The organism is Bacillus sp. 0909A (assembly GCF_036765115.1).
GTDB lineage: Bacteria > Bacillota > Bacilli > Bacillales > Bacillaceae > Bacillus > Bacillus mojavensis.
This window is the reverse complement of record NZ_JBAIZU010000002.1, coordinates 644,961-671,501: the sequence shown is the minus strand read 5'-3', so window position 1 is coordinate 671,501 and position 26,541 is coordinate 644,961. Positions and strand designations below refer to the sequence as shown.

The 26,541-nt window shown below is 42.5% G+C and carries 26 protein-coding genes, 1 pseudogene, 1 riboswitch and 1 other annotated feature; of the genes and pseudogenes, 19 read left to right on the top strand and 8 right to left on the bottom strand.

All coding sequences use genetic code 11. The annotated features are described in order from the left end of the window. The first annotated feature begins 147 nt into the window (after positions 1 to 147). Positions 148 to 1,434, top strand: a complete 1,287-nt coding sequence (locus V6D42_RS08785) for an MFS transporter (RefSeq protein WP_333512954.1) — start codon at positions 148 to 150, stop codon at positions 1,432 to 1,434. Positions 1,435 to 1,507: 73 nt separating this feature from the next. Beyond that, a complete protein-coding gene (locus V6D42_RS08780) occupies positions 1,508 to 2,260 on the top strand; it encodes a YjbA family protein (RefSeq protein WP_029441208.1) in 753 nt (250 codons plus the stop codon). A gap of 40 nt (positions 2,261 to 2,300) precedes the next feature. Here V6D42_RS08780 and trpS read toward each other — a convergent pair whose 3' ends face one another. Further along, entirely contained in the window at positions 2,301 to 3,293 is a 993-nt protein-coding gene (trpS, locus tag V6D42_RS08775; RefSeq protein ID WP_326194312.1) for a tryptophan--tRNA ligase, read from the bottom strand. A gap of 58 nt (positions 3,294 to 3,351) precedes the next feature. Then, positions 3,352 to 3,563 (bottom strand) — a binding site (T-box leader). Between the two features lie 470 nt (positions 3,564 to 4,033). Between trpS and oppA the strand changes: the two genes are divergently transcribed. From oppA to spx, 8 genes are all read left to right on the top strand, one after another. Next, entirely contained in the window at positions 4,034 to 5,671 is a 1,638-nt protein-coding gene (gene oppA / locus V6D42_RS08770; protein WP_010333742.1) for an oligopeptide ABC transporter substrate-binding protein OppA, read from the top strand. A 112-nt stretch (positions 5,672 to 5,783) separates the two neighbouring features. Beyond that, positions 5,784 to 6,719 (top strand): oligopeptide ABC transporter permease OppB, encoded by a 936-nt coding sequence (gene oppB, locus V6D42_RS08765; RefSeq protein WP_333512953.1) that lies wholly within the window; start codon positions 5,784 to 5,786, stop codon positions 6,717 to 6,719. 3 nt (positions 6,720 to 6,722) lie between these two features. Next, positions 6,723 to 7,640 (top strand): oligopeptide ABC transporter permease OppC, encoded by a 918-nt coding sequence (oppC, locus tag V6D42_RS08760; protein ID WP_010333743.1) that lies wholly within the window; start codon positions 6,723 to 6,725, stop codon positions 7,638 to 7,640. 4 nt (positions 7,641 to 7,644) lie between these two features. Further along, the gene (gene oppD, locus V6D42_RS08755) at positions 7,645 to 8,721 is read left to right on the top strand and encodes an oligopeptide ABC transporter ATP-binding protein OppD (RefSeq protein WP_229147844.1); all 1,077 of its coding nucleotides are present in this window, start codon (positions 7,645 to 7,647) and stop codon (positions 8,719 to 8,721) included. Position 8,722: 1 nt separating this feature from the next. Next, positions 8,723 to 9,640, top strand: a complete 918-nt coding sequence (oppF, locus tag V6D42_RS08750) for an oligopeptide ABC transporter ATP-binding protein OppF (RefSeq protein WP_010333745.1) — start codon at positions 8,723 to 8,725, stop codon at positions 9,638 to 9,640. A gap of 106 nt (positions 9,641 to 9,746) precedes the next feature. After that, on the top strand, positions 9,747 to 10,964 hold the full coding sequence (locus V6D42_RS08745) for an MFS transporter (RefSeq protein WP_333513137.1): 1,218 nt from the start codon (positions 9,747 to 9,749) through the stop codon (positions 10,962 to 10,964). A gap of 165 nt (positions 10,965 to 11,129) precedes the next feature. Then, the gene (locus V6D42_RS08740) at positions 11,130 to 11,708 is read left to right on the top strand and encodes a GNAT family N-acetyltransferase (protein WP_010333747.1); all 579 of its coding nucleotides are present in this window, start codon (positions 11,130 to 11,132) and stop codon (positions 11,706 to 11,708) included. Positions 11,709 to 11,886: 178 nt separating this feature from the next. After that, positions 11,887 to 12,282: a transcriptional regulator Spx gene (gene spx / locus V6D42_RS08735; RefSeq protein ID WP_010333748.1), complete on the top strand. Its 396-nt coding sequence runs from the start codon at positions 11,887 to 11,889 to the stop codon at positions 12,280 to 12,282. 42 nt (positions 12,283 to 12,324) lie between these two features. Here spx and V6D42_RS08730 read toward each other — a convergent pair whose 3' ends face one another. Next, complete coding sequence (locus V6D42_RS08730; RefSeq protein ID WP_010333749.1) at positions 12,325 to 12,981, bottom strand: TerC family protein; 657 nt, start codon at positions 12,979 to 12,981, stop codon at positions 12,325 to 12,327. A gap of 187 nt (positions 12,982 to 13,168) precedes the next feature. On the opposite strand from V6D42_RS08730, the gene V6D42_RS08725 reads away from it, so the two are divergent. From V6D42_RS08725 to pepF, 4 genes are all read left to right on the top strand, one after another. Further along, a complete protein-coding gene (locus V6D42_RS08725) occupies positions 13,169 to 13,294 on the top strand; it encodes a hypothetical protein (protein WP_120698858.1) in 126 nt (41 codons plus the stop codon). Then, the gene (gene mecA / locus V6D42_RS08720) at positions 13,261 to 13,917 is read left to right on the top strand and encodes an adaptor protein MecA (protein ID WP_010333750.1); all 657 of its coding nucleotides are present in this window, start codon (positions 13,261 to 13,263) and stop codon (positions 13,915 to 13,917) included. Before V6D42_RS08725 ends, mecA begins: the two co-directional genes overlap by 34 nt. A gap of 157 nt (positions 13,918 to 14,074) precedes the next feature. Further along, the gene (locus V6D42_RS08715; RefSeq protein ID WP_333512952.1) at positions 14,075 to 15,226 is read left to right on the top strand and encodes a competence protein CoiA family protein; all 1,152 of its coding nucleotides are present in this window, start codon (positions 14,075 to 14,077) and stop codon (positions 15,224 to 15,226) included. 229 nt (positions 15,227 to 15,455) lie between these two features. Continuing rightward, positions 15,456 to 17,285: an oligoendopeptidase F gene (gene pepF / locus V6D42_RS08710; protein WP_333512951.1), complete on the top strand. Its 1,830-nt coding sequence runs from the start codon at positions 15,456 to 15,458 to the stop codon at positions 17,283 to 17,285. A gap of 37 nt (positions 17,286 to 17,322) precedes the next feature. Here the strand turns inward: pepF and V6D42_RS08705 are convergent, their stop codons facing one another. From V6D42_RS08705 to V6D42_RS08685, 5 genes are all read right to left on the bottom strand, one after another. Continuing rightward, the gene (locus V6D42_RS08705; protein ID WP_333512950.1) at positions 17,323 to 17,490 is read right to left on the bottom strand and encodes a hypothetical protein; all 168 of its coding nucleotides are present in this window, start codon (positions 17,488 to 17,490) and stop codon (positions 17,323 to 17,325) included. 311 nt (positions 17,491 to 17,801) lie between these two features. Further along, complete coding sequence (gene spxH / locus V6D42_RS08700; protein ID WP_333512949.1) at positions 17,802 to 18,701, bottom strand: protease adaptor protein SpxH; 900 nt, start codon at positions 18,699 to 18,701, stop codon at positions 17,802 to 17,804. After that, complete coding sequence (locus V6D42_RS08695) at positions 18,698 to 19,096, bottom strand: globin domain-containing protein (protein ID WP_010333756.1); 399 nt, start codon at positions 19,094 to 19,096, stop codon at positions 18,698 to 18,700. The genes spxH and V6D42_RS08695 overlap by 4 nt, the downstream gene beginning before the upstream one ends. A gap of 266 nt (positions 19,097 to 19,362) precedes the next feature. Then, positions 19,363 to 20,094 carry a lytic transglycosylase domain-containing protein gene (locus V6D42_RS08690; protein ID WP_333512948.1) on the bottom strand — a complete coding sequence of 244 codons (732 nt, stop codon included), beginning with the start codon at positions 20,092 to 20,094 and terminating at the stop codon, positions 19,363 to 19,365. Between the two features lie 14 nt (positions 20,095 to 20,108). Further along, positions 20,109 to 20,681 carry a CYTH domain-containing protein gene (locus V6D42_RS08685; protein ID WP_333512947.1) on the bottom strand — a complete coding sequence of 191 codons (573 nt, stop codon included), beginning with the start codon at positions 20,679 to 20,681 and terminating at the stop codon, positions 20,109 to 20,111. Positions 20,682 to 20,805: 124 nt separating this feature from the next. On the opposite strand from V6D42_RS08685, the gene V6D42_RS08680 reads away from it, so the two are divergent. The 4 genes and pseudogenes from V6D42_RS08680 (at position 20,806) to V6D42_RS08665 (ending at position 23,573) form a co-directional block, all read left to right on the top strand. Then, positions 20,806 to 21,174: a hypothetical protein gene (locus tag V6D42_RS08680; protein ID WP_168747425.1), complete on the top strand. Its 369-nt coding sequence runs from the start codon at positions 20,806 to 20,808 to the stop codon at positions 21,172 to 21,174. Between the two features lie 28 nt (positions 21,175 to 21,202). Further along, the gene (gene yjbM / locus V6D42_RS08675) at positions 21,203 to 21,838 is read left to right on the top strand and encodes a GTP diphosphokinase (protein WP_024120930.1); all 636 of its coding nucleotides are present in this window, start codon (positions 21,203 to 21,205) and stop codon (positions 21,836 to 21,838) included. Positions 21,839 to 21,857: 19 nt separating this feature from the next. After that, positions 21,858 to 22,658: an NAD kinase gene (locus V6D42_RS08670; RefSeq protein WP_326128099.1), complete on the top strand. Its 801-nt coding sequence runs from the start codon at positions 21,858 to 21,860 to the stop codon at positions 22,656 to 22,658. Positions 22,659 to 22,684: 26 nt separating this feature from the next. After that, a pseudogene (locus tag V6D42_RS08665) lies at positions 22,685 to 23,573 on the top strand (RluA family pseudouridine synthase). Positions 23,574 to 23,590: 17 nt separating this feature from the next. On the opposite strand, the gene prpE reads toward V6D42_RS08665, so the two are convergent. Beyond that, positions 23,591 to 24,328 carry a bis(5'-nucleosyl)-tetraphosphatase PrpE gene (prpE, locus tag V6D42_RS08660; protein ID WP_333512945.1) on the bottom strand — a complete coding sequence of 246 codons (738 nt, stop codon included), beginning with the start codon at positions 24,326 to 24,328 and terminating at the stop codon, positions 23,591 to 23,593. Between the two features lie 183 nt (positions 24,329 to 24,511). Between prpE and V6D42_RS08655 the strand changes: the two genes are divergently transcribed. Beyond that, a complete protein-coding gene (locus tag V6D42_RS08655) occupies positions 24,512 to 26,356 on the top strand; it encodes a monovalent cation:proton antiporter family protein (RefSeq protein ID WP_333512944.1) in 1,845 nt (614 codons plus the stop codon). A 62-nt stretch (positions 26,357 to 26,418) separates the two neighbouring features. Further along, positions 26,419 to 26,527: riboswitch (TPP riboswitch) on the top strand. The last annotated feature ends 14 nt before the right edge of the window (positions 26,528 to 26,541 follow it).

Here is a 26,541-nt window from a genome sequence, read left to right as displayed (position 1 = left end):
AAGGGGGTGAACTAAATGAAGAGAGGAATCAAAATTATCATTGAAGACTAAAAATCATCAAACAGGAAGTGCGTGTTATTTAGTAGCACGCACTTTTCTCTTTGCAGTTAGATTTCTTATTAAAATAATAAGGTAGGGTCAAAAAAGATGCTCTCACTTCTTAAAAAACCTTCATTTCTCACTTTTTGTCTGGCTCAGCTTGTTTCTCGTTTTGGAGATGGATTAACAACTGTTGTTATTTTATATTTAGTGGGTACGGCTTCTAAAGATCCTTTATTAATTGGATTAGTTCTTTTTTGTCAATACACTCCTATGATCTTATTCGGTTTAATTGGGGGATCAATTGCAGACCGCTTTAGAAAACACACGGTTATGATCTGCGCTGATTTGTATCGCTGTTTTATTTTAATTCTAATGGTGTTTTCAGCACATTATCCTTTTTTACTAATCATATTAGTATTTTTATCAGGCGTAGGATCAGCGCTATTTTATCCAGCGCGTTCATCTTATGTCCCAATTGTGGTTGGTGAAAAACATATTTCTGAAGCTATGGCTGTGTCACAAAGCATATATTCAATTATGCAGATTGCAGGCCCCGGTATCGCAGGGCTTTTATTAGTTTTTTTATCACCTTCATCTCTTCTTTTAATTGACGCCGCTACTTATTTCATTTCAGCTTTTTTCATCGCATTGACTGCTTTTATTATAAAAAAATCGGGTGAATCAGAAGGAACTAACTCTAAAGGTGTAAATTGGCTTATGTCTATTAAAGATGGAATTCAGATAGTGATAAAAACTGCGCCGCTTGCCTTTTTAATCCTGTTGTTGGCGCAAGTGATGTTTGCAGCAGGCATTTTTAATACAACTTCAAATTCATTGTTACTACATATCTTTAGAGTGCCAGGGTTTCACTTTGGCATGATAGAGGCATCTGCTGGTATTGGTGCTGTTTTAGGCGCGATGATGGGGCCAATTCTTTTGCGATATATAAAGCCTGGGCATTTACTTTTAGCAACGACGGTTGTAATGGGTTTGTGGATGCTTGCGGTGGTCCCGTTGGAACAATTAGAGCAACGGGGTGGTTTAATACCTGTTTATTTGTGGGTGTTTGGCATTGGGTTGATGAATGCTTTTCTCAACGTGCCAATAAGCAGTTTGTTTCTTGGGTTATCATCAGCTGAATATAGAGGCCGTGCAATGTCTATATTACAGATGTCTTCAAATTTTGGACTTATAGCAGGGGTTCTTATAGCAGGTCTTTTATCAAAGTATTTTGGTGTTGTTTTGATAACGGCTCTCTCAGGCGGTCTGCTGGTGTTGGTATCGATACTGACGATAAAAATGAGAGGATACAAAGCATTATTATCAATTGATAAAAGAGCAAAACAACCTACTAGCAAACCGGTGCGTTCAGCAGCTGAAGCGGATTTATAAGAATGATTGGAATAATTTCTCTGCACCTTGCCTATACTGTGGACAACAGTTTTTATAAAGTGAGGGGTTAGAGATGTTATTTCTTCATGATGTGTGGGTCAATTGGTTTGAAGGGGAAGAAAATGGCTACAATGTATGCCACTTTCATGAATGGCGCAAGGAAGATACGGTTGAGCTTTTGGATCAGGTGCCTCTCTTAAGGGTGCCGTCAGTACTGTTTCATTACATAGAAAATGATTTGTCAGAGCTTCCGAAAGATTTGCTTGAAGAGGTTCATCAAAAATCGTACATTCGCAAAAATCATGAACGCACAAAGCTGGAGTATTGTTTTGTTGTGACAGACGGAATCGGCATTTTGGCTGTTGATACAATCGGCTACACGATCCCTGTCAGAAAAAGCCGCCTTATCCCGCGGCAGGAGCAGCTCGTGTATGAAATGGTGAAAGATGTAGAGCCGGAAACGTATGAATTTGAGCCGAAGAAGCTGGAGTCCTCAAAAGAATATCATATCTTATCATTGGCACCAGAGCACGTCAGAGGATTAACGAGAAAAGAGCGGCAAATTAAGCAGCTTATGTTTATGGCGCTGGATCAATTAAAAGGGCTGAAAAACCGTGCGGAAATCGGCTACTGGTACACAGAGTGGAACCCGCATATGTATGAACAAATCAAACGGATGAGCTTTGAAGAGATTTGGGACATGCTGTATAACGAAACGATTGAAGGCTGGTCGGACAAGCATTTGGCTTTTTGCGAAAACCTGATCAAAGGACAGCCTTTTTTCGAGAAGCTCTGGGAAATGGAAAATGAATCAAAGGTAAACTAAAAAAAGCCGCTCTTTGCAAATCGCAAGAGCGGTTTTTTGATTAGCGTCTTTTTCGGCCAAGACCCATGGCGTTTTCCATTTTTTTGAGCATTTTGTTTGCTGTCCGGTTCGCCCGCTCAGCGCCTTCATCAAGAATCCGGTCTAATTCTTCGGATTCAATCAGTTCATGATAACGATCTTGAATTGGCTTCAATGCACCGACTACCACTTCTGCCAAATCACCTTTGAACTCGCCATAGCCTTTTCCTTCGTATTTCGCTTCAAGTTCTTCAATCGTCGTATTGCCGAGAATTGAATAGATCGTAAGAAGATTGGATACGCCAGGTTTGTTTTCTTTATCAAATTTTACAATACCTTCAGAATCAGTCACAGCGCTTTTGATTTTCTTTTCAAGCAGCTTTGGTTCATCCAGCAACGTAATAAAAGATTTCTGGTTCGGATCAGATTTACTCATTTTCTTCAGCGGGTCCGTCAGAGACATGATCCGAGCGCCTACTTTTGGAATCTTTACTTCCGGAATCGTAAAGATGTCGTTATATTTTTTGTTAAATCGCTCTGCAAGGTTTCGTGTCAGCTCAAGATGCTGCTTTTGATCCTCGCCGACAGGCACAAGATCTGTTCCGTACAGCAGAATATCTGCAGCCATCAGCGGCGGGTACGTTAACAGGCCCGAGACAACTGCTTCTTTTCCATTTGATTTGTCCTTAAATTGAGTCATTCGCTCAAGCTCGCCGATATAAGCGACGCACTGCATCATCCAACCGGCCTGTGCATGTGCGGGAACCTCTGATTGAATAAACAGCGTTGCCTTTTCAGGGTCGAGACCGACAGCTAGATAAAGCGCCGCCAAACTGCGGATATTTTTTCTCAGCTGAAGCCGATCCTGAGGAACTGTGATCGCATGCTGGTCTACGATGCAAAAATAGCTGTTATAATCATGTTGGAGTTCGACAAACTGCTTCATTGCACCGATGTAGTTGCCGAGTGTAACGGAACCGCTCGGCTGGATGCCTGAAAAAATCGTCTGTTTCATTGGAAAATCAACCTCATTTCTTAAAACATAATAAAAAAGGCTCATTCTTCCCCTGTAAAAAAGGGACGAATGAACCGTGGTACCACCCTGATTATTCCATTAAAATGGAATCACTCTGGCGTTTGTAACGGAGACTTCTCCGGCTGAGCCTACTTTTTGGTTCGGTCAGCTGCTCCAAAGTCCATTCCACATTGCCCGTTATCTGCTCCCAGCACCGCAGACTCTCTTCAAACGGGTGAAATGTGTACTACTCTTTTTCATAGCAAGCTTTTCTTTTGATTGCTTCATTATAAATCAATTATAACCAATTGTCATCCTGAAAAAACATTCTTTTTGCATGAAAATTGTAATGATATAAATAAAAAAACAGCCGTAAATCGCCCAAATGATAACTGCTCTCAGCGGTTAAACAGCTAGATATTATATGTATAAAGCAATATGGATTGGAAACTCCTACAATAGTTTTTAATCAATTTATGCTTTAAACGGTAGAAGGATATCGCGTTATTGGCAGAAAAACTAACGAAGTTTAAAAATTTTAAATTGATAAAATAATATTGCAATAAAGAATTTGTTTCATTATAATGAACTTGTTCACTCTATTGTTACAGCTTTTTTACAAAAATAATCAGAAAAGACGGAACAGAATAAAAGTTATGCAAATTCAGGTTCATTTGTCTGATATTTCTGAGGATTTAGCCGTAAGGAGCTGAAAAATGATTATTAGGGGGTTTGTGGATATGAAAAAACGTTGGTCGATTGTCACGTTAATGCTCATTTTCACTCTCGTACTGAGCGCATGCGGCTTTGGCGGCAGCGGTTCAAACGGTGATGGGAAAAAAGACAGCAAAGGGAAGACAACTCTTAACATTAATATTAAAACTGAGCCGTTCTCCTTACATCCGGGATTGGCAAATGACTCGGTATCAGGCGGTGTTATCCGTCAGACTTTTGAAGGATTGACACGTATTAATGCAGATGGTGAGCCTGAAGAAGGCGCTGCATCTAAAATTGAAACAAGCAAAGATGGAAAAACCTATACGTTTACGATTCGTGATGGTGCGAAGTGGTCAAATGGCGACCCTGTCACAGCGCAAGATTTTGAATATGCATGGAAATGGGCGCTTGATCCTAATAACGAATCACAATACGCTTACCAGCTCTACTACATAAAAGGTGCTGAGGCGGCAAATACCGGTAAAGGCAGCCTTGATGATGTGGCAGTGAAAGCTGAAAACGATAAGACATTAAAGGTTGAACTAAACAACCCGACTCCATACTTCACTGAATTAACAGCATTTTATACTTATATGCCGATTAACAAAAAAATTGCAGAGAAAAATAAAAAGTGGAACACAGATGCCGGAGATGATTATGTATCAAACGGACCATTCAAAATGACGGCATGGAAACACAGCGGATCTATCGATCTTGAAAAGAATGATCAATACTGGGATAAAGACAAAGTCAAACTGAAGAAAATCAATATGGTTATGATCAACAACAACAATACGGAACTGAAAAAATTCCAAGCTGGTGAACTTGATTGGGCCGGTATGCCGCTCGGACAGCTTCCGACTGAATCTCTGCCTAGCTTGAAAAAAGACGGTTCTTTACATGTTGAGCCGATTGCAGGTGTGTATTGGTACAAATTTAACACTGAAGCGAAGCCGTTAGACAACATAAATATCCGTAAAGCTTTAACATATGCAATTGACCGCCAATCGATTGTTAAAAACGTTACACAAGGTGAGCAAATCCCGGCTATGGCCGCGGTTCCGCCGACAATGAAAGGATTTGAAGATAACAAAGAAGGCTACTTCAAAGACAACGATGTCAAAACGGCAAAAGAATACCTTGAAAAAGGCCTGAAGGAAATGGGCTTAAGCAAGGCATCTGACCTGCCGAAAATCAAATTATCTTATAACACGGATGATGCACATGCAAAAATCGCTCAAGCAGTGCAAGAAATGTGGAAGAAAAATTTAGGCGTTAATATTGAGCTTGATAACTCAGAATGGAATGTCTATATCGATAAGCTTCACAGCCAAGATTATCAAGTCGGCCGTATGGGCTGGCTTGGCGACTTCAACGATCCGATTAACTTCCTTGAGTTGTTCCGTGACAAAGACGGAGGAAATAACGATACCGGCTGGGAAAATCCAGAATTCAAAAAGCTTCTGAACCAGTCACAAACTGAAACAGACAAAACAAAACGTGCAGAGCTGCTGAAAAAAGCAGAGAATATTTTCATTGATGAAATGCCGGTTGCCCCAATCTATTTCTACACTGATACATGGGTACAGGATGAAAACCTAAAAGGTGTTATCATGCCAGGTACTGGTGAGGTTTATTTCAGAAACGCATATTTTAAATAAGGCTTTATCTGAAAATAAAAGACCTCAAGGTATATGGGGAAAAAAGCCCCATATACCTTTCTTTCTTACTGATGGAATATAAAAAAAGTAAAAACCATGGAGGTGTTCCCCCTTGCTAAAATATATCGGAAGACGTTTAGTCTATATGATCATCACATTATTTGTGATTGTAACCGTGACATTCTTCTTAATGCAAGCAGCACCGGGCGGGCCATTTTCAGGTGAGAAAAAGCTTCCGCCTGAAATTGAAGCAAACTTAAATGCGCATTATGGCTTGGACAAGCCGCTGTTTGTACAATATGTAAGTTATTTGAAATCAGTTGCAATGTGGGATTTCGGACCGTCATTTAAATATAAAGGTCAGAGTGTCAATGACCTGATCAGTTCAGGTTTCCCCGTTTCATTCACTCTTGGAGCAGAAGCTATTCTCCTCGCTTTAGCGTTTGGTGTATTGTTTGGGGTCATTGCAGCCCTTTACCATAATAAGTGGCAGGATTATACCGTCGCGATTTTAACGATCTTTGGTATTTCAGTTCCGAGCTTTATCATGGCGGCTGTGCTGCAATATGTGTTCTCCATGAAGCTTGGGCTGTTTCCGGTCGCGGGGTGGGAGTCCTGGGCATACACCTTTCTGCCTTCCATCGCTCTTGCTTCCATGCCGATGGCGTTTATTGCCAGACTTTCCCGTTCAAGCATGATCGAAGTGTTAAACAGTGATTATATTCGCACAGCGAAAGCAAAAGGACTGTCACGTCCTGCAGTTACAGTGCGACATGCCATCCGAAACGCGCTGTTGCCTGTCGTTACATATATGGGCCCGATGGCCGCTCAAGTTTTAACCGGAAGCTTTATCATTGAAACCATTTTTGGTATCCCGGGGCTTGGTGCACACTTTGTTAACAGTATTACAAACCGTGATTATACAGTCATTATGGGTGTAACGGTGTTCTTCAGTGTCATCCTGCTTTTATGTGTATTAATCGTAGACGTGTTATACGGCATTATTGATCCAAGAATCAAGCTTTCCAAAGCAAAGAAAGGAGCCTAGGCCATGCAGAACATTCCAAAAAACATGTTTGAACCAGCCGCAGCGAATGCCGGCGATGCTGAGAAAATAAGTAAAAAGAGCCTTTCCCTCTGGAAAGATGCGATGCTACGTTTCCGCAGCAATAAGCTTGCGATGGTCGGGCTTGTTATTATTATTCTCATTATTCTAATGGCGATTTTTGCGCCTATATTCTCAAAATATGATTATTCGACTACCAATCTCTTAAATGCGGATAAGCCGCCTTCGAAAGATCACTGGTTTGGGACTGATGATCTTGGAAGGGACATTTTCGTCCGTACATGGGTAGGTGCCCGAATTTCAATCTTTATCGGTGTCGCAGCCGCTGTTCTTGACTTGCTGATTGGCGTGATTTGGGGCAGTATCTCAGGATTCCGCGGAGGCAGAACAGATGAGATTATGATGCGTATCGCAGATATCCTTTGGGCTGTTCCTTCATTATTAATGGTTATCCTGCTGATGGTCGTTCTTCCGAAAGGGCTGTTAACGATTATTATTGCCATGACGATTACGGGCTGGATTAACATGGCCAGAATCGTCCGCGGACAAGTGCTGCAGCTGAAGAATCAGGAATACGTGCTTGCGTCGCAGACACTCGGGGCGAAAACATCCCGTCTGCTGTTTAAACATATCGTGCCGAACGCAATGGGCTCTATTTTAGTCACGATGACACTAACTGTTCCAACCGCGATTTTTACAGAAGCCTTTTTAAGCTATTTAGGACTCGGTGTTCCGGCTCCTCTCGCAAGCTGGGGAACAATGGCTTCTGACGGATTGCCTGCATTGACCTATTATCCGTGGCGTTTGTTTTTCCCTGCCGGTTTTATCTGCATTACCATGTTTGGTTTTAACGTTGTCGGCGACGGATTAAGAGACGCATTGGATCCTAAGTTACGTAAATAAGGGAGTGATACGGGTGACACGCCTATTAGAAGTAAAAGATTTAGCGATTTCATTTAAAACATACGGCGGAGAGGTACAGGCGATCCGCGGAGTGAATTTTCATCTGGATAAAGGCGAAACATTGGCAATCGTCGGGGAGTCAGGCTCTGGAAAAAGTGTGACATCTCAAGCAATCATGAAGCTGATTCCAATGCCCCCGGGTTATTTTAAACGCGGTGAGATTCTATTTGACGGCAAGGATTTAGTGCCTCTTTCCGAAAAAGAGATGCAAAATGTACGGGGGAAAGAGATCGGAATGATATTCCAAGATCCGATGACCTCTTTAAATCCGACAATGAAAGTCGGCAAGCAAATTACAGAAGTGCTTTTTAAACACGAAAACATTTCAAAGGAAGCTGCGAAAAAGCGTGCTGTTGAGCTACTGGATTTAGTAGGTATCCCAATGCCGGAAAAACGGGTCAACCAATTTCCGCACGAGTTTTCAGGCGGGATGAGACAGCGTGTCGTCATTGCGATGGCACTTGCGGCGAATCCGAAACTGTTAATTGCCGATGAGCCGACAACTGCTCTTGACGTGACCATCCAAGCGCAGATTCTTGAATTGATGAAAGAATTGCAAAAGAAAATTGACACGTCCATCATCTTTATCACTCACGATCTCGGTGTTGTTGCTAACGTAGCCGACAGAGTTGCCGTGATGTATGCGGGACAGATTGTAGAAACCGGAACGGTAGACGAAATTTTCTACGATCCGAGACATCCGTATACTTGGGGGCTGCTGGCGTCCATGCCGACACTTGAAAGCTCAGGAGACGAACAGCTGACAGCAATCCCTGGCACACCGCCTGATTTGACAAATCCTCCAAAAGGAGATGCCTTTGCGCTCCGGAGTCCATATGCGATGAAAATTGATTTTGAACAGGAGCCGCCAATGTTTAAGGTTTCCGATACTCATTATGTGAAATCGTGGCTGCTTCATCCTGATGCGCCAAAGGTAGAGCCGCCTGAAGCGGTAAAAGCGAAAATGCGGACGCTGGCGAATACGTATCAAAAACCTGTCTTAGTGAGAGAGGGTGAATAAATTGACTGAGAAACTATTAGAAATCAAACATTTAAAGCAGCACTTTGTTACGCCGAGAGGAACGGTTAAAGCCGTAGATGACCTGTCGTTTGATATCTATAGAGGCGAAACATTAGGTCTGGTTGGTGAATCTGGCTGCGGTAAATCGACAACAGGTCGAAGTATCATTCGGCTATACGAAGCAACAGATGGCGAGGTGCTGTTTAACGGTGAAAATGTTCACGGTAAAAAATCCCGCAAAAAGCTGCTCGAATTCAACCGCAAAATGCAAATGATTTTCCAGGACCCATATGCATCGCTGAATCCGAGAATGACAGTCGCAGATATTATTGCAGAAGGTCTCGACATTCATAAGCTGACGAAAACGAAGAAAGAGCGTATGCAGCGGGTTCATGAGCTCCTGCAAACAGTCGGTTTAAACAAGGAGCATGCCAACCGTTATCCGCATGAATTTTCCGGCGGTCAGCGTCAAAGAATCGGGATTGCCAGAGCTCTTGCTGTAGATCCGGAATTCATTATCGCAGACGAGCCAATTTCCGCTTTGGATGTATCCATTCAAGCGCAGGTCGTGAATTTAATGAAAGAACTGCAAAAAGAAAAAGGGCTCACATACCTGTTTATTGCCCACGATTTATCGATGGTCAAATACATCAGCGACCGTATCGGAGTGATGTATTTCGGTAAGCTGGTTGAACTTGCACCGGCAGATGAACTTTACGAAAACCCGCTACACCCGTATACAAAATCATTACTTTCTGCCATTCCGCTTCCTGATCCGGATTATGAGAGAAATCGTGTCCGCCAGAAATACGATGTATCCGTGCATCGGTTAAAGGATGGAGAAAAGATGGAATTCCGTGAAGTAAAACCAGGTCATTTTGTGATGTGCACGGAAGAAGAATTTAAAGCCTATTCATAAGTTGAAAATCCTTCAAAACAAAATGTTTTGAAGGATTTTTTATATAGGATGATAGAAAGTAAGAGTCATATCTTTTACAATTAGAGGAAAAACGGAGGCGGACACTATTCAATTTCTTCGTCAGAAAAATGTCTTTGCACTGCTTCTGTCGCAATCTCTGCAATCTTTAGCTGGAGTCCTGGTGACAATCGTTTTAATGGTAAGGGTCTATCAAATGACCGACTCTGTCTTTTTTTCGGGTCTTGTTTTATCCTTCATGTCGTTTGCAAGTGTTGCGGCAAGCTTTTGCATTCCGGGTGTACTCCATAAGCTTGGTTTTAAAAAGGTGCTTGCCGGTGCAAGTCTGCTGAGAGCGGTCTTTGCATTGCTAATCGCATACAGTGTCAGCCAAGATGGAATTGCCTTCTATATCATGACGCTGCTGTTTGTTTTTTGTTTTTCATTTTCTGGCGCCTTTTTTCAGCCGGCAAGGTTTGCGCTGCTGCCTGTTATTGTTTCAAAAAAGCATTACGTGAAAGCAAACGGTGTGATTTCACTCGCTAATCAATTGTTTTTAACAGCTGGCTGGGGACTTGGAGGTCTTCTGACATTTGCTGCACCTTTTGAGTTTGTTGTCGGCAGTGCCATTTGCCTGTTTGTCTTTTCCGGAGCTGTCATCAGCCTGCTTCATGTGAACGATGCAAGAACGAAAAGAACAGCTGAAACAGCATCTGCAAGAAGTGTATGGAAGGAATTGATGACAACCCCGATTGTAAGAGACATCACTGCAATGGACATGATAGAAGCTCTTGCCGGCTCAGTTTGGTCATCCGCTATTCTTTTGGCTTTTACAGTGGCGGTTCTGCATGAAACAGAAGTGTGGTGGGGAATCTTTAACGCTTCTTATTTTATTGGTGCTATGATCGGCAGTGTCATCGCCATCCATTTTTCTGCATTTTTTGAGCAAAACATGGGGTACGCGATTATATTCAGCTCACTTGTGATGGCAGTGCTGACATTCCTCTTTGCGGTTTCTCCCTTGCCGTTTTTATGCGCCCTGGCTTGCGCGGCGATGGGGCCTTTTTATCAAGTTAGAGATATTTGTCAGGAAACCGTATTGCAGGAGGTCATTCCGGCACATAAGCGCATCGGGATGATGGCTGCCAAAAACGCGCTGTTGACTCCTTGGTCTGGTGTTACCTATTCCATCATGGGGCTGCTGACTGATGCTGCCGGTGCAAAAACAGCTTTTATTTCGGCGGCTGTATTATATGGCATGACTTTTTTGATTGCGTTGGCGCAGCCCGGCCTGAGCCATTATAAACGGGAGAGACACGCGAATTGAGCATGATCAAACATCTCCGGTGGAACGACGAATTGCCTTACTTGCTGAAAAAAATGAAACCATGCGGAAAGTTCGTACGTCTTTATAGATGTAAGGCTGTTTAAACAGGAAGAAATGGGGTATATCTAAAAGTATGAAGACAACGAACTCATAAGGAGCAAATCAATGAACTGGTACGAAAAGCTTAGCGAGTACTTTCCAATTGAAGAATTGAAATCAAAAGCGCATATGGAAGCTCTTTTGAAAGAGAGAAGCGATATTTATCATAAAGATGAAGGCAAGCATCATATTTTAATGTTTGCGGAATTTGAATCTTTTATCTTCGTTGATTATCTGTATGTGTCAAAAGATGCAAGAGGGCAAGGGCTTGGCGGCAAACTGATTGCCAAGCTGAAAAAGAAAAATAAGCCGATATTGCTTGAGGTGGAGCCTGTGGATGAAGATGATGCTGATACAGAAAAACGCCTGAGATTCTATCAAAGAGAGCATTTTAAGCATGCTCAGTCAATTGGGTACCGGCGCCGGTCATTGGCTACGAATGAAGTCAATAAGATGGAGATTCTGTACTGGTCACCGAAAACAGAATCAGAAGAAGAGATTCTTGAAGCCATGAAACAGACATATGAAAACATTCATACTTATAAAGATGAGAAATGGTACGGGGAATCATACGAAAAAACGGATGAAGTCCTGACACTCATTGATGAAGAAAAGCAAAAAAATATTTTCGATGAGTTAAGCTAATTGAGAATGCAAACACATGAATAAAATAAAATTTGCTGGATTGACACATTTTTTTCTTAGGACACTGTTCACACTTACTTTTTTATAGTATAATACCTATAAAGATTCCTTTTTTAGAGTAATTTCAATTTAAGAATAAAATAGATGTTCATCCTACTAATTAGAGGAGTGAAGATGAATGGTTACATTATACACATCACCAAGCTGTACTTCATGCAGAAAGGCGAGAGCGTGGCTCGAGGAGCATGAGATTCCGTACGTAGAAAGAAACATTTTCTCTGAACCTTTATCAATTGATGAAATAAAACAAATCTTAAGAATGACTGAGGACGGAACAGATGAGATTATCTCAACCCGTTCAAAAGTATTCCAAAAATTGAATGTGAACGTTGAATCAATGCCGCTCCAAGACTTGTACCTCTTGATCAACGAGCACCCAGGCTTGCTTCGCCGTCCGATCATCATCGATGAAAAACGTTTGCAGGTCGGATACAACGAAGACGAAATCAGACGTTTCTTGCCAAGAAAAGTCCGCTCTTTCCAATTAAGAGAAGCACAGCGTTTGGCAAACTAATAGATCGCACGTTAAAAAGAAGGCTGAGACATCAGCCTTCTTTTATTTTTCAACCTGCTGATAATAAATGCTGGCAAGAATCACAAAGACGACAGTTAAAATGGGGAGAAGCGCTTCAACCGTGCCGTGCTGAGCCATAAAAAAAGACAGCTTTTGATCCCGGACAATCATTTCTCCGCCTGTATAAGCCAATAATCCGCTTCCCGCATAAATCAATAATGGTATTTTCTCAAGCGCGATGTGGATGAGTTTGCTGCCCCAAATTATAACCGGCACCGATACACACAGACCTATCATAACGAGAGAAAGCTCACCGTGCGACGCTCCTGCGACAGCAATAACATTGTCCAGTGACATAAACAGGTCTGCGAGTACAATCGTTCGTATGGCTTTCCACAGAGAGGTGCTGCTTTTGACGTGCTGGGCGTCTTTCTTTTCAATTAATAGCTGGTATCCCAAATATAGAAGGAATATTCCTCCAGTACATTGCAGGAAAGGAATATTCAAAAGATAAACCGCTGCACTTGTTAATCCGATTCTCATCGCAACGGCGATAAATGTTCCGAGAATAATGGCTTGCTGTCTTTGCTTGTCCGGTAAATTTCGGCTGGCCATGGCGATCACGACTGCATTATCGCCGCCGAGAATCAGATCAATTCCGACGATAAGCAGCAGTGAAATCAGATAGTCATGCTCCATGCATCGGCACCTCGCTTTCGTTCCATCGCTTGTACCACTAATATATGAAGCGGGACCCAATTTATGATAGCGGTGCCGGAAGACAAGCCATTTTTTGGGCGAAGATGCATTTTTATTTCTTTTGTGTCTGATTTATCATAAAATAGAAATACAAAGGAATTCACACTTGCCTTGGTTCAAGGTTAAGATGTGGACGGAATGGGTAAAGTGTAGTAAAGTACTATTAATCGGGAGCTTAGATGTCCCTTCAACATCTTATATAGAAGGGAAGGTTGGCAAATGGAAATTGAAAGAATTAACGAGCATACAGTAAAATTTTATATGTCTTATGGAGATATTGAAGATCGCGGTTTTGACAGAGAAGAAATTTGGTATAACCGTGAGCGCAGTGAAGAACTGTTCTGGGAAGTTATGGATGAAGTTCATGAGGAAGAGGAATTCGCTGTTGAAGGTCCTCTTTGGATTCAAGTTCAGGCAATGGACAAAGGATTAGAAATTATCGTCACCAAAGCCCAGCTTTCCAAAGACGGACAAAAGCTCGAACTGCCGATTCCTGAGGATAAAAAGCAAGAACCAGCATCTGAGGATCTTGACGCCTTGCTGGATGATTTCCAAAAAGAAGAGCAAGAAGTCAATCAGGAAGAGAAGGAGCAAAAGCTACAATTTGTCTTGCGGTTTGATGACTTCGAAGATGTAATTTCTCTATCTAAATTAAACGTTAACGGAAGTAAAACGACTTTATATTCGTTTGAGAACCGATATTATTTATATGTGGATTTTTACAATTTGACTGATGAAGAGGTTGAAAATCAGCTAAGCATCCTGTTGGAGTATGCGTCTGAATCCTCAATCAGCATACACCGACTTGAAGAATACGGCAAGCTGGTTGTGTCAGAGCACGCTCTTGAAACGATAAAAAAACACTTTGCATCATAGCAGACCGATTTCTTGCCGGAAATCGGTTTTTTTCTATTTCAAAACAAAATATTGAAGCTGGAAAATCAAAAACATACATATAGGCAAAACATCAGCAAACAGGAGTTCATCGGTCATTTCCAGAAAGAGTGATGAATCTGGAAAGGAGAGATGACAATTGTTTAGTGCTGTGACAGAAGGCGGTCAAGTTTTTCACCTCATAGGCAGGCAGAGCAGAGAAAAATTAAAGCAGACCAGATTTTTTTGCCCGGTGTGTGCAGAGGAGCTCGATGTGAAGCTAGGGTCTCAGAAAGCGCCGCATTTTGCCCATAAACAGAACAAGTCCTGCACGATAGACATAGAACCTGAGAGCGCCTATCACTTAGAAGGAAAACGGCAGCTATATGTATGGCTGAAAACGCAAAAGGCTTCACCGCTCTTAGAGCCGTATGTGAAAGAGATTCAGCAAAGGCCCGACATCTTGGCGAAAGTTAAGGGGAATACGCTTGCTGTTGAATACCAATGCGCGACTCTCCCTCCTGATGTCTTTCAAAAAAGAACAGCCGGTTTCAAACAAGCAGGAATGATACCGCGATGGATTCTTGGGGGCAGCCGCTTAAAACGGACATCTTCATCCTTTTACCAGCTGTCCGCTTTCCATTGGCAGTTTATCAATACCAGTCAGAACAGCGATCTGTTATGTTACTGCCCCAAAACACATTCTTTCCTGAGGCTCAGCCACATGATCCCGTTTTACACAACCCATTTTTACTGCTCCGTCCAAACGATTCCAGTCCGTCAGGCAGCGGCAGAAGATCTATTTTTCACTGAATCGGATTCATCGTTTAAGCACACAGATTGGACAGGAGCCATTCTCCGTTTTCGCCGCAAAACTCATCGGTTTCTCTCTAAAGATATAAATCGGCTTAGGCTTCTGTTTTATGAAAAACGGCAAACGCCTCTCTCTTTTCTTCCGACAGAGGTGTTTGTTCCTGTACAGAAAGGAGCCGTTTTCAAGAGTCCCGTTTTTGTATGGCAGGGTTATCTTTATTTATTTATTACGGATCTTGGATATAAACATGCACCCATTCGCTTTTCAGCCATTTTGCAGCACTGCAAACTACACATTCATAAAAAGAACATTCTGCTAAGAGGCGTATACAGGGAACTGGATTTCATTGAGGCGGTCAAACAGTACATTGAATTTTTGTGCAAGAAGGGATTTTTAAGAGAGACTCAGAAAGAAGTATATGTGCTGAATCAGCCCGCAAAGCGCAGCCAATCATTACAGGATCTCATTGAAAAAGACAGAAGCTGTTTTATCGAATGAGTTTTCCTGATTTGGCTCACCCTAAGATAAAGGTGGTGGGCTGGTTGTGAGAAGCACAAAAGGAAAGGTTTTTCGTGTTTTTACTGCTTTTTTGGCATTCGTTCTCTTCATAACTGCATATGATTTGACAAATGGCAGTGAAAAACCGGAAGATATTCACAACACAAGTTTATTGAGAAACAACCGTTTTTTCAATTGGCTTGAATTAAAGAAAACGAGGGGGATCACCATGGCTGAGGAAAAAAAAGCAAATCAACTGCCTGACCGAAGTGAGGTAAAGGTAGAGGACACATGGAGACTTGAGGATATTTTTCCTAGTGATGAGGCCTGGAATAAAGAATTTCAAGCTGTTAAAGAATTAATACCTAATTTATCTAAGTATAAAGGCAAGCTAGCTGATTCAGCCGATCATTTATACGAAGCCCTTACTTACCAGGATAAGGTGATGGAGCGTTTGGGCAAACTTTACACATACGCGCATATGCGCTCAGACCAAGATACAGGGAACTCCTTTTATCAGGGACTTAATGATAAGGCTGGAAATCTGTATACACAGGCCGCAAGCGCAACAGCTTATCTTGTTCCGGAAATTTTATCCATAGAAGAAGACAAACTGCAGCAGTTTATTCTTGAAAAAGAAGAGCTGAAGCTTTACTCACATGCGATTGAAGAAATCACAAAGGAACGGCCGCACGTGCTGAGCGAGAAGGAAGAAGCGCTGCTGGCTGAAGCTTCTGAGGTGCTGTCATCGTCGTCAAATACGTTCAGCGTGTTAAATAATGCCGATATAACATTTCCATCTATTAAAGACGAAGAGGGAAATGAAAAACAGATCACTCACGGCAATTTTATTAATTTCTTAGAAAGTGAAAACCGTGAAGTCCGCAAAAATGCGTTTGACGCTGTATATAAAACATACGGACAATATAAAAATACAATGGCGACTACCTTGAGCGGGACTGTGAAAAAAGACAACTTCTACGCAAGAATGAAAAAATACAAGTCAGCACGTGAAGCTGCGCTTTCTAACAACAGTATTCCTGAAGAGGTATACGACAATCTCGTCAAAACGATTAACAAGCATCTTCCGCTACTGCACCGCTATATTGCACTGAGAAAGAAAGTGCTTGAGCTGGATGAAGTGCATATCTACGATCTGTATACACCGCTTGTGAAGGATGCGGGGATGAAGGTTACGTACGAGCAAGCTAAGGATTATATGCTGAAGGGGCTTGCACCTTTAGGAGAGGAATATCGCTCTATCTTAAAAGAGGGGCTTGAAAACCGCTGGGTTGATGTTTATGAGAATAAAGGGAAACGCAACGGCGCTTATTCTTCAGGAACATACGGCACAAATCCGTATATTTTAATGAACTGGCATGATAACGTCAATAATCTCTTTACGCTAGTGCATGAGTTCGGCCACTCTGTTCACAGCTACTATACGAGAAAACACCAGCCATATCCTTACGGCAATTACAGCATCTTTGTCGCAGAAGTTGCTTCTACGACAAACGAAGCACTGCTTGGTGAATATTTGCTGAACAATTTAGAGGATGAAAAACAGCGTTTATATATTCTCAACCACATGCTTGAGGGCTTTAGAGGAACCGTCTTCAGACAAACGATGTTTGCAGAATTTGAACATCTTATCCATATAAAAGCGCAAGAAGGGGAGCCGCTGACACCTGAGCTTCTGACCAATGTATACTATGATCTGAATAAAAAGTATTTCGGAAACGACATGGTGATTGATAAAGAAATCGGACTCGAATGGTCACGGATTCCGCATTTCTATTACAACTACTATGTGTATCAGTATGCGACAGGGTACAGTGCTGCACAGGCGTTAAGCAGCCAAATTTTGAAGGAAGGCAAGCCTGCGGTTGACCGTTATATTGACTTCCTGAAAGCGGGCAGCTCACAATATCCGATCGACATCCTGAAAAAAGCTGGCGTTGATATGACGTCACCAGAACCGATTGAAGCTGCGTGCAAAATGTTTGAGGAAAAGCTTGATGAGATGGAAGAACTGCTGCTGAAAGTAAAGCAGTCTTAATAAAAAATGGCCTGTGCATAAATGATGCACAGGCTTTTTAAAATCCTTTAAAGGTTTTCCGATGATTCAGACGGTACAAGGTAAGCAGAATAGACAGAAACAGCAGAGGGGACGTAATGTAAAGAGGCAGCATATGCATCATAGCTAATAAATTTAAACAGAAAAAAACAACAATGCATACAATTGAGATCACATTAAATAGCATGGCGATCCTCCTCGTCCTTGTTCCTTACAAGCATATGAATGAAACCTGTCAGTTATGTTTTGTGACAAAAATATGAACATTAAACTTAATGGTTGTCAACAGTCGACAACTTTTGATATGATAAGGATGTGAAATTGATCACAAACAAACATTACCCCTTTGTTTGACCGTGAAAAATTTCTCCCATCCCCTTTGTTGTCGTTAAGACATATGAAACCGCGCTTATCCCGGCGCGGTTTCTTTAGTGCTTCGAACAGAACGTATGTTTGATTTTTGTGCGAGAAAATAGCCTCAAGCATATATGCCTAAGGCTATTTTTCACATGATTGGTATTCATCAGAACTGCTGGTGAGGGATTGCCAAAACATTCCGTGCTTGGCCTCTACTTTGGCAACTTTTTTAGCAAACGCCAATTTTTTCATTTCCTTTTCTACCTCTTCAAGACTTAAATCATATACAAGAGCGATTTCCTTAGAGGCAACGAAACGGAAATATTCAATAAAACATTCCAGAGGCGGTGTTTCCGAGGGCTTCGGCTCGTCGCCAAGCATCTCGAATAAGATTTCTTCATACACATGGTATGAATAGCTGCCGGGGACTTTAAGTCCTTCGTCGTCATGCTGCGTATTAAAGAACGTCAGCGTCGGAGTGGCTGTAACATCCATCTCAGCTGCAATTTTCATGTCGCATTGAAGCGCCTTGACCGCGCTTTGGGAATGGAGGTCTTTTTGAAATTCCTCTAGATCCAGGCTTGTTTTTGACGCTATTTCCAAAAGCACGTTTTCATCCGTAATGTTCTTCTTCGAAACGAACAGACTCTCCTGCATATTCCGAAGAAATTCCATACCGGCTCTTCTTCCTTGAAGTTCTGCTGCCTTAAATGCGAGAGCAGCCATATATGGAGAAGAGAGCGGCTGATCTTGCTCAAACCATACACTGCCGTCACAAGGCATACCGGAGCGGCTTGCAATCTTTTCCCAGGCTTCTGCCAGAAGATGCTTTTTACGTTTCTTATTTAACGCTGTAAGGCTTGCGGAAGCTATGATGCGTAAGGTAAAAAAACGTCCGTATCTGATTTTCATTTTTTTTATGACAGGCTCTAAGGACCAGCATTCGGGACATAAAGGGTCAACAAACATGTAGATTTCCAGCGGTTTTTTTGGATGGCCGTGGCAATGGGCGAAGTATTGCTCATGCTGATAGTTTGTCAATATGATCGATCCTCCGCTTCTGTTTGATTCACCATATGCCTTGCTGTCAACTCCAGCCGGCCAAACAAAAACTCACGAATGTCGCCCTCAAGTCCTACATGGTCCATTGCGTCTTTCATACAGCTGAGCCACGCATCGGCCCTCTCGTTTGTAATCGGAAAGGGGAGATGCCTTGCCCTGAGCATGGGATGGCCGTGTTCCTCGGTATAAAGGGGAGGCCCGCCTAAATACTGTGTCAAAAATTGCTTCTGTTTTCTGGCCGTTTCTGTTAAATCGCTCGGAAATATGGGCTTAAGCAAAGGATGAGACGCGACACGCTCATAAAAAGTATCAACAAGTTGCGATAGAAGTTCTTCTCCAATCGCTTCATAAGGTGCGTTAAACGATTGTCCCATGTTGACTACTCCTTTAAATATGGCTAATAGGAATCATAATTCCTATTGCAAAAAGTTATTTTCTGTATTTATTTCAATTCATCTATGAATTATTTTAGCAACAAGGCATCATTTCTACAAACAAACTGCCTTTTAAGCGCTTTTTATGCGCTTGAAGACAGGGTTCGGCTGAGCGCCGGGTTTGTATTTCATATCATATCACATACAAATCATGAATGTATAAGATTTCACTCCGCAAAAAAACCGGAGGGCAAGTGCCGCTCCGGTTACGCGTAATAGGTTGCTGTTATTTTTTTTACATAGTTTTGAGTTTCTCTGAAAGGCGGAATGCCTCCGTATCGATCAACGTTTCCCGGGCCGGCGTTATAAGCTGCTAACGCCATGGATACATTGCCATCGTATTTATCCAGCATTTGTTTTAAATATTTCGTTCCACCCTCAACATTTTGCTGCGGATTAAGCGGATTGGAAACGCCAAGTGAGGTTGCTGTTGACGGCATCAGCTGCATTAAACCCATTGCGCCTGCACCGCTGACGGCTTTTGCATTAAAGCCGGATTCCTGTTTGATGACAGCGCGAATTAGTTTTTCATCGACTCCGTATTTGTCAGAGGCTTTTTTTATAGCGCTGTCGATTGAGAAGTCACCCGAGCTGATGTTTTTATCCTCTTGTTTGTTTGAGGAGGCATCAACAGCAGCTGTTTCAGTGCTTTCACTCGCTTTTGTAAAATGGCCGACATTGTCGTTTGAATAGGAGTTAAGCCCGTAAGCTGAAAGCAGTGACGGCGATGTCCCGTAAGCGCTGTTCAGCTGGCTGAGGGGGCTTGAAGATGCTGTTGACACAGGTGTTTGCTGTGACAGTCCATTTGTATATTGGCTGAGCAGGGAGCTGAAGTTTGACAGCGGGCTCTCAGCGCTCTGACTGCCCGTGCTGCTTGCATTTGATATAGACTGTAATGCCTGAAGCTGAAGGAGAGCCGCCCAATTCGTTACGTTCACTATGTCATTCCACCTTATATAGACTTTCGTTTTTCTTCATAAAAACGCTGAATTTTATTTTTGGTTTCTCGCAGAGGAATACTGAATTGCTGAAGAAGCTTTTCAAAGGCCAATTTGCCTTCATTCCAGTCAGCCGCCTCAAATTCGATTTCATAATCCTCTTTATTTAAATATCGGCTGTGATCTAAAACTATTAAACCTTTTTCTGTTTCTTTTTCTGCGCGATTTGTTGCTAAAGATCCAAAATAATGAATGGCGTCTGTATCGATGTGAAGCTTCTTCAGCTGGTCCTTGACAGGGCCTTTCGGAATCGTGAAACGTGTAAAGTCGGAGACGCCGGAAAGCTTCTGGTGGGTTTCCAGAAGTCCAACTTCAGCCGGTTCTTTTAATGTCAGCACATATTCGTCATTTTTCTTGCGGATTCGAAGCGCCGCCTGTTTCTGTTTCAATGCGAAGCTGTTTGTATCAAAATAGTGATTCTCTTGATTTGTAAATTCTTTTTCTGCCAATTGCAGTGCCGCAGCTATGTTTTCAAATTCCTGTTTTGTAAGCAGATTTTTAAATTCAATTTCAATTTCTTGGCTCATTGATGGTCTTCCTTTCAGCTCTGTAAATCTCATTTTTACTATTATCTCTTTAGATGTTAGGTTTATCAATATCAAGCTTGATATGATAAAATGAATCTGTACTTTGTTTATAAAGGAGAGCATTATGCAAAACAGAATCGAAATTTTAAATGCAACACTATCGGATGATGAGCTTCGCCTTACCTGTGAGACAGAAGGAAACGAAGCAGAACGCAAGCCGTCAGGTCAAATGCTAGTTGATTCTGACAACATTGCTTTTGTATACATACTTGAATTAGCTGATTCTTTTGAATATGTCATGATAAAGGAACATATATGGCCTGAACTGAAGCAGGCTCATGATCAAAGAAAACCGATCGTTTTAGAGGCAGGGAATGAAAGCATTGAGCTGTCAGGCCTGCATGAGGAGCTGGAGTATCTTTTAGAAAATATTAAAGATAATGCGAACTACGGAGAAGAAATGGAAGAAACAGTGAAACGCGTATTTCTATAGAAACTGGTGCTGAATTGGGGGATGTATGATGGATGACAAGCAATGGGAGCGTTTTTTAGTGCCGTACCGCCAGGCTGTTGAAGAATTAAAAGTGAAGCTCAAGGGGATCCGCACGCTTTATGAATATGAGGATGACCATTCACCGATTGAGTTTGTGACAGGACGCGTCAAGCCTGTGGCGAGTATACTCGAAAAAGCCAGACGGAAAAGCATACCATTACATGAAATTGAAACCATGCAGGATATCGCAGGCCTTAGGATCATGTGCCAATTTGTCGATGACATCCAATTTGTAAAGGAAATGCTGTTTGCCCGAAAAGATTTCACCGTTGTGGATCAGAGAGATTATATTGCAGAACATAAAGAGAGCGGGTATCGGTCATATCATCTTGTCGTGATGTATCCTTTGCAGACGATATCCGGAGAGAAACATGTTCTTGTTGAAATACAGATCCGTACGCTGGCGATGAATTTTTGGGCGACCATTGAGCATTCATTAAATTATAAATACAGCGGAAACATTCCTGAAAAAGTAAAACTGAGGCTTCAGCGCGCTTCTGAAGCAGCTTCACGGCTTGATGAAGAGATGTCGGAGATCAAGGGTGAAATACAGGAAGCTCAAGCTGCCTTTTCTAGAAAGAAAAAAGGAAGCGAGCATCAATAGGTAAAGGGGAAGAAAAAGCATGAAATTTGCCGTATCGTCAAAAGGAGATCATGTTTCTGATACGCTGAAAAGCAAAATACAGGCGTATTTATTGGATTTTGACATGGAACTGGATGAAAATGAACCGGAAATCGTCATTTCAGTGGGGGGCGACGGGACGCTTTTATACGCTTTTCACAGATACAGCGACAGATTAGATAAAACAGCTTTTGTCGGCGTTCACACGGGTCATCTGGGGTTTTATGCGGACTGGGTTCCTCATGAAATTGAAAAACTCGTGCTCGCAATTGCGAAAACACCTTATCACACTGTGGAATATCCGCTCCTTGAAGTAATAGTAACCTATCATGAAAATGAGCGGGAAGAAAGATATTTGGCGCTAAATGAATGTACGATTAAAAGTATAGAAGGAAGCCTTGTGGCGGATGTGGAAATCAAAGGGCAGCTTTTTGAAACGTTCCGAGGCGACGGCCTTTGCCTGTCTACGCCTTCCGGGAGCACAGCCTACAATAAAGCGCTGGGCGGAGCAATTATCCACCCATCCATCAGAGCGATTCAGCTGGCGGAAATGGCATCTATCAATAACCGCGTATTCCGGACGGTCGGATCACCGCTCCTTCTCCCTTCCCATCATGATTGCATGATTAAACCGAGAAACGAAGTTGACTTTCAAGTGACAATTGACCATTTAACCCTGCTTCATAAGGATGTAAAGTCCATCCGCTGTCAGGTGGCATCCGAAAATGTAAGATTTGCAAGATTCCGTCCGTTTCCGTTTTGGAAAAGAGTCCAGGATTCATTTATCGGAAAAGGTGAGTAGAAAGAGGACGTATCGTGAAGCAATTTATGATTGAAAAGAAGATCACTACCGCTGAAGACGGAATGACCTTAAAGGAATATACGGTCGATCTGGGAATTTCGAAGCGTCTACTGACCGACATCAAATTTGGCGGAGGAGATCTTCTCATTAACGGTGAACATGTGACTGTTAAATACGTATTGAAAGAAGGAGACTTTCTTATTGTAAAGTTTCCTGAGGAACAGGTGAGCGAGACGCTTTTGGCCGAGCCTGTTCCGCTCGATATTATGTATGAGGATGAACACGTGCTTGTGATAAACAAACAGCCGTATGTGTCATCTATTCCGTCGCGAGAGCACCCGGCGGGAAGCATCGCGAATGGCATCATCCATCACTACCAAAAAAACGGAGTGCGGGCCACGGTTCATCTTGTCACCCGGCTAGACCGGGATACGTCAGGTGTCATGCTTGTTGCCAAGCACCGCTTTGCCCACTCCATTTTATCGTCGGCGCAAAAAAACGGCCTTGTGAAACGCAGATATGTTGCCATTGTGCATGGACGTATGACAGAGACAGAGGGAAAGGTAGACGCCCCGATTGGCAGACATCCTGACAGTATCATTGAACGGATAGTGACACCGGGCGGTCAGAAGGCTGTTACTCACTTTCGTGTCACCCATCTTACGGATGATTTAACCACGGTGGCATTGCAGCTTAAGACAGGGCGTACCCATCAAATTCGCGTCCATATGAGCTATCTCGGCCACCCGCTGTGCGGCGATACGTTGTACGGCGGAACGAGACAGAAGATTGACAGGCAGGCGCTGCACAGTGAGCAGCTGTCGTTTATCCACCCGCTGACGCAGGAAAAAATGACGTTTCATGCGGCTCTGCCGCACGATATGTTAGGAATTATGTAAAGGAGAGAATCATTAAAACGATTCTCTCCTTTTTTATATGGGGCGAAATCTAGTTTCGTCATAAGGCATAGAGCTTGGAACGGAGACGGTCTCCAGTTCGGGAAAACGGAAGGCCGTCAGTTCATTTCCAAACACACAGCCTGTATCAATGTTAATGGTGCGATTTTTTATGCGGGGCTCTTTAACAGGTGTGTGTCCGTATACAACCCAGGCTGTCCCGTTATAAGCAGCGGCCCAATCCCGCCTGACGGGTCTGCCGTCCGCATACGTTTCACCTGTCACATCGCCGTAAAGCACAAAGTCCTTTACTCTCCTCGTGTTTTTGCCGATATCGTCAGCCTTTATGCCAGCATGGGCGACAACCAATTCTCCATTATGTAAGATGTCGTAAAGCGGCGCAGTTTCATAAAGCTTCATAAATTGTTCGCTGACTTTTCTTCTTTCTTCTTCAGAAAGTGCTTTAAGCTCTGCTGCAGTTGTTTCAAGACCGTGCATCACTTTAACTGGATTTCCTTTTAAGTAGCGGTACAGCTTGTTGCAATGATTTCCCGGGACATAGCGCACTGCTCCTTGTTCATAAGCTCCGGCTACAAAGCGGATGACTTCAATTGATTTAGGGCCTCGGTCTGTCAAATCCCCGGCAAAAACAAGCACCCTGCTTTCATCATGTACAGGCAATCCATTTTTTATTGTGTATCCAAGTTTTTCTATTAGGGCTGTCATTTCATTGTAGCAGCCATGAATATCGCTGATGATATCGTAGTAGGCCATGCGGCATCCTCCTTACTCATGATTTTATTTATTATGAAGCAAATTGCTGTGAGTCATCACCGGCTTTTATGTGCAAATTATAGAAGAATCATTTTCTAAAAAAAAATGAGACCTTATTACTTTATTTTTCATCATCACCCTTGTTAAAATCGCGTTATGTTTTTTTAAAAGGAGGTTCAGATTATGGCGCATACATCTGTCGCATCATTAGTTGTCGTACTTATCGTTGCATTTTTGACTCCCATCCTTTTGCATCGGTTTAAACTCAGCATCCCTGTTGTTGTTGCTGAAATTATTATGGGATTGATTATAGGAAAAAGCGGTCTTAATTTAGTTGTGGAGGGTGATACTTGGCTTCAGACGCTCTCTATGCTCGGATTTATCTTTTTAATGTTTTTAAGCGGTCTTGAAATTGATTTTTCATCCTTTGAGAAGGGAAAGAAAAAGCAGTTTCTGCAAAACGGCAAGGAAGCACCCAATACATTTGCTACAGCATCCATTATTTTTATTGGTATTTTTATTTTATCATTGCTGCTGTCTTATGGGTTCGTCGTGGCCGGATTTATTCAAAATGCTTTCTTAATGACGCTTATTATTTCTACGATTTCGTTAGGTGTTGTCGTTCCAACCTTAAAGGAAGAACGGCTCATGAATTCAAACATCGGGCAGATCATCCTGCTTGTTGCTGTAATTGCTGACTTGGTCACTATGATTCTTCTTGCTGTATTTTCTTCTTTGTACGGAGAGGACAGCGGAAACATGTGGCTCTTAATGATCTTGTTTGCAGCGGGAGTAGTGCTCTACTTCTTTGGTCGGATCTTTAAACACCGTTCTTTTGTTCAGTCCATGTCTAAAGGGACAATACAGATCGGCACCCGTGCTATTTTCACCTTAATTATCGTACTGGTGGCTCTGTCTGAATCACTGGGGGCAGAAAATATACTCGGCGCTTTCTTAGCGGGCGTGCTTGTTTCCCTGCTCTCGCCGAACAAGGAATTGGTTCAGCAGCTCGATTCCTTCGGCTACGGGTTCTTAATACCGATTTTCTTTGTGATGGTCGGCGTAAAATTGGATATTTGGACACTTTTTCAGGACCCGAAAATTTTAGTGATGATTCCGCTGCTGCTTATGGCACTGTTAGTAAGCAAGATTCTTCCTATCCTGTACTTGAAGAAATGGTATGATAACCGCACAATATTGGCGTCTGGTTTCCTGCTGACATCAACGCTTTCTCTTGTGATTGCCGCTGCGACAATCGGCCAGCAGCTTCATGTCATCAGTGCGAATATGTCAGGAGCGCTTACGCTGGTGGCGGTTATTGCAAGCATTTTTACGCCGGTCGGATTTAAAAAGCTGTACAAAAAACAGGAGCAGCCGGAGGAGAAAAAGAAGATCACATTTATCGGAGCTAATCAAATGACACTGCCTGTTACACTTGAATTGCCTGAGAGTGAGTATGAAGTGCGTGTCGTGCACGTTTATCAAGAAAACGCTGAGGAAAAGCTGTCAGACTCAGTATTTTCCGTCGAAACGCTTCCTGATTATGAGCATCAAACCCTTGAATCACTCGGTATATTTGATACAGATATCCTTGTAGTGGCGACAGGGGATGAAGACATGAATACGGACATCGCATTATACGCCAAAGAAAAGGGAACAGAAAGAGTTATCGCCAGCACCGGATCACCGAAGAACGAAGCGAAATTGAAGGAGCAGGGCATCGGCATCTTTTCCATCTTGCTGTCGACCAAAACACTGCTTCGCGCGCTGATAGAAGCACCTGGCGTCATGAAACTGCTCACGAACCAAGAGTCCTCGCTGTATCAAATTAATATGGAAAACAGCAAATACGACGGCGTAATTCTCCGTGAATTCCCTTTCACAGGCGATGTGATTTTTGTCAGGATTTTCAGAGGTGTGGACAGCATCGTTCCTCACGGCGATACAAGGCTGAAAATCGGAGACCGCTTGATTGTCACTGGATCACGCGGGTATGTAACGGATCTTAAGAAAACATTGGAAGGATAAAATCTTGACCAAATAAGGATTCGTGTTAATATAGAGGTGCAGAACAATTCAATATATTTTCGTAAAACCACTAGGGGTGTCCTTTATAAGGGCTGAGATAAAAGTGTGACTTTTAGACCCTCATAACTTGAACAGGTTCAGACCTGCGTAGGGAAGTGGAGCGGTATTTGTGTTATATAACTATG

Bases quoted from the DNA above. Each gene is read 5' to 3' on its own strand.
- oppA (WP_010333742.1), top strand. From the start codon at position 4,034: ATGAAAAAACGTTGGTCGATTGTCACGTTAATGCTCATTTTCACTCTC.
- V6D42_RS08695 (WP_010333756.1), bottom strand. From the start codon at position 19,096: ATGGGACAATCGTTTAACGCACCTTATGAAGCGATTGGAGAAGAACTT.
- V6D42_RS08785 (WP_333512954.1), top strand. From the start codon at position 148: ATGCTCTCACTTCTTAAAAAACCTTCATTTCTCACTTTTTGTCTGGCT.
- yjbM (WP_024120930.1), top strand. From the start codon at position 21,203: ATGGATGACAAGCAATGGGAGCGTTTTTTAGTGCCGTACCGCCAGGCT.
- oppC (WP_010333743.1), top strand. From the start codon at position 6,723: ATGCAGAACATTCCAAAAAACATGTTTGAACCAGCCGCAGCGAATGCC.
- V6D42_RS08740 (WP_010333747.1), top strand. From the start codon at position 11,130: ATGAACTGGTACGAAAAGCTTAGCGAGTACTTTCCAATTGAAGAATTG.
- pepF (WP_333512951.1), top strand. From the start codon at position 15,456: ATGGCTGAGGAAAAAAAAGCAAATCAACTGCCTGACCGAAGTGAGGTA.
- mecA (WP_010333750.1), top strand. From the start codon at position 13,261: ATGGAAATTGAAAGAATTAACGAGCATACAGTAAAATTTTATATGTCT.
- V6D42_RS08730 (WP_010333749.1), bottom strand. From the start codon at position 12,981: ATGGAGCATGACTATCTGATTTCACTGCTGCTTATCGTCGGAATTGAT.
- prpE (WP_333512945.1), bottom strand. From the start codon at position 24,328: ATGGCCTACTACGATATCATCAGCGATATTCATGGCTGCTACAATGAA.
- V6D42_RS08705 (WP_333512950.1), bottom strand. From the start codon at position 17,490: ATGCTATTTAATGTGATCTCAATTGTATGCATTGTTGTTTTTTTCTGT.
- V6D42_RS08680 (WP_168747425.1), top strand. From the start codon at position 20,806: ATGCAAAACAGAATCGAAATTTTAAATGCAACACTATCGGATGATGAG.
- trpS (WP_326194312.1), bottom strand. From the start codon at position 3,293: ATGAAACAGACGATTTTTTCAGGCATCCAGCCGAGCGGTTCCGTTACA.
- V6D42_RS08780 (WP_029441208.1), top strand. From the start codon at position 1,508: ATGTTATTTCTTCATGATGTGTGGGTCAATTGGTTTGAAGGGGAAGAA.
- spx (WP_010333748.1), top strand. From the start codon at position 11,887: ATGGTTACATTATACACATCACCAAGCTGTACTTCATGCAGAAAGGCG.
- V6D42_RS08685 (WP_333512947.1), bottom strand. From the start codon at position 20,681: ATGAGCCAAGAAATTGAAATTGAATTTAAAAATCTGCTTACAAAACAG.
- V6D42_RS08725 (WP_120698858.1), top strand. From the start codon at position 13,169: ATGTGGACGGAATGGGTAAAGTGTAGTAAAGTACTATTAATCGGGAGC.
- V6D42_RS08670 (WP_326128099.1), top strand. From the start codon at position 21,858: ATGAAATTTGCCGTATCGTCAAAAGGAGATCATGTTTCTGATACGCTG.
- V6D42_RS08655 (WP_333512944.1), top strand. From the start codon at position 24,512: ATGGCGCATACATCTGTCGCATCATTAGTTGTCGTACTTATCGTTGCA.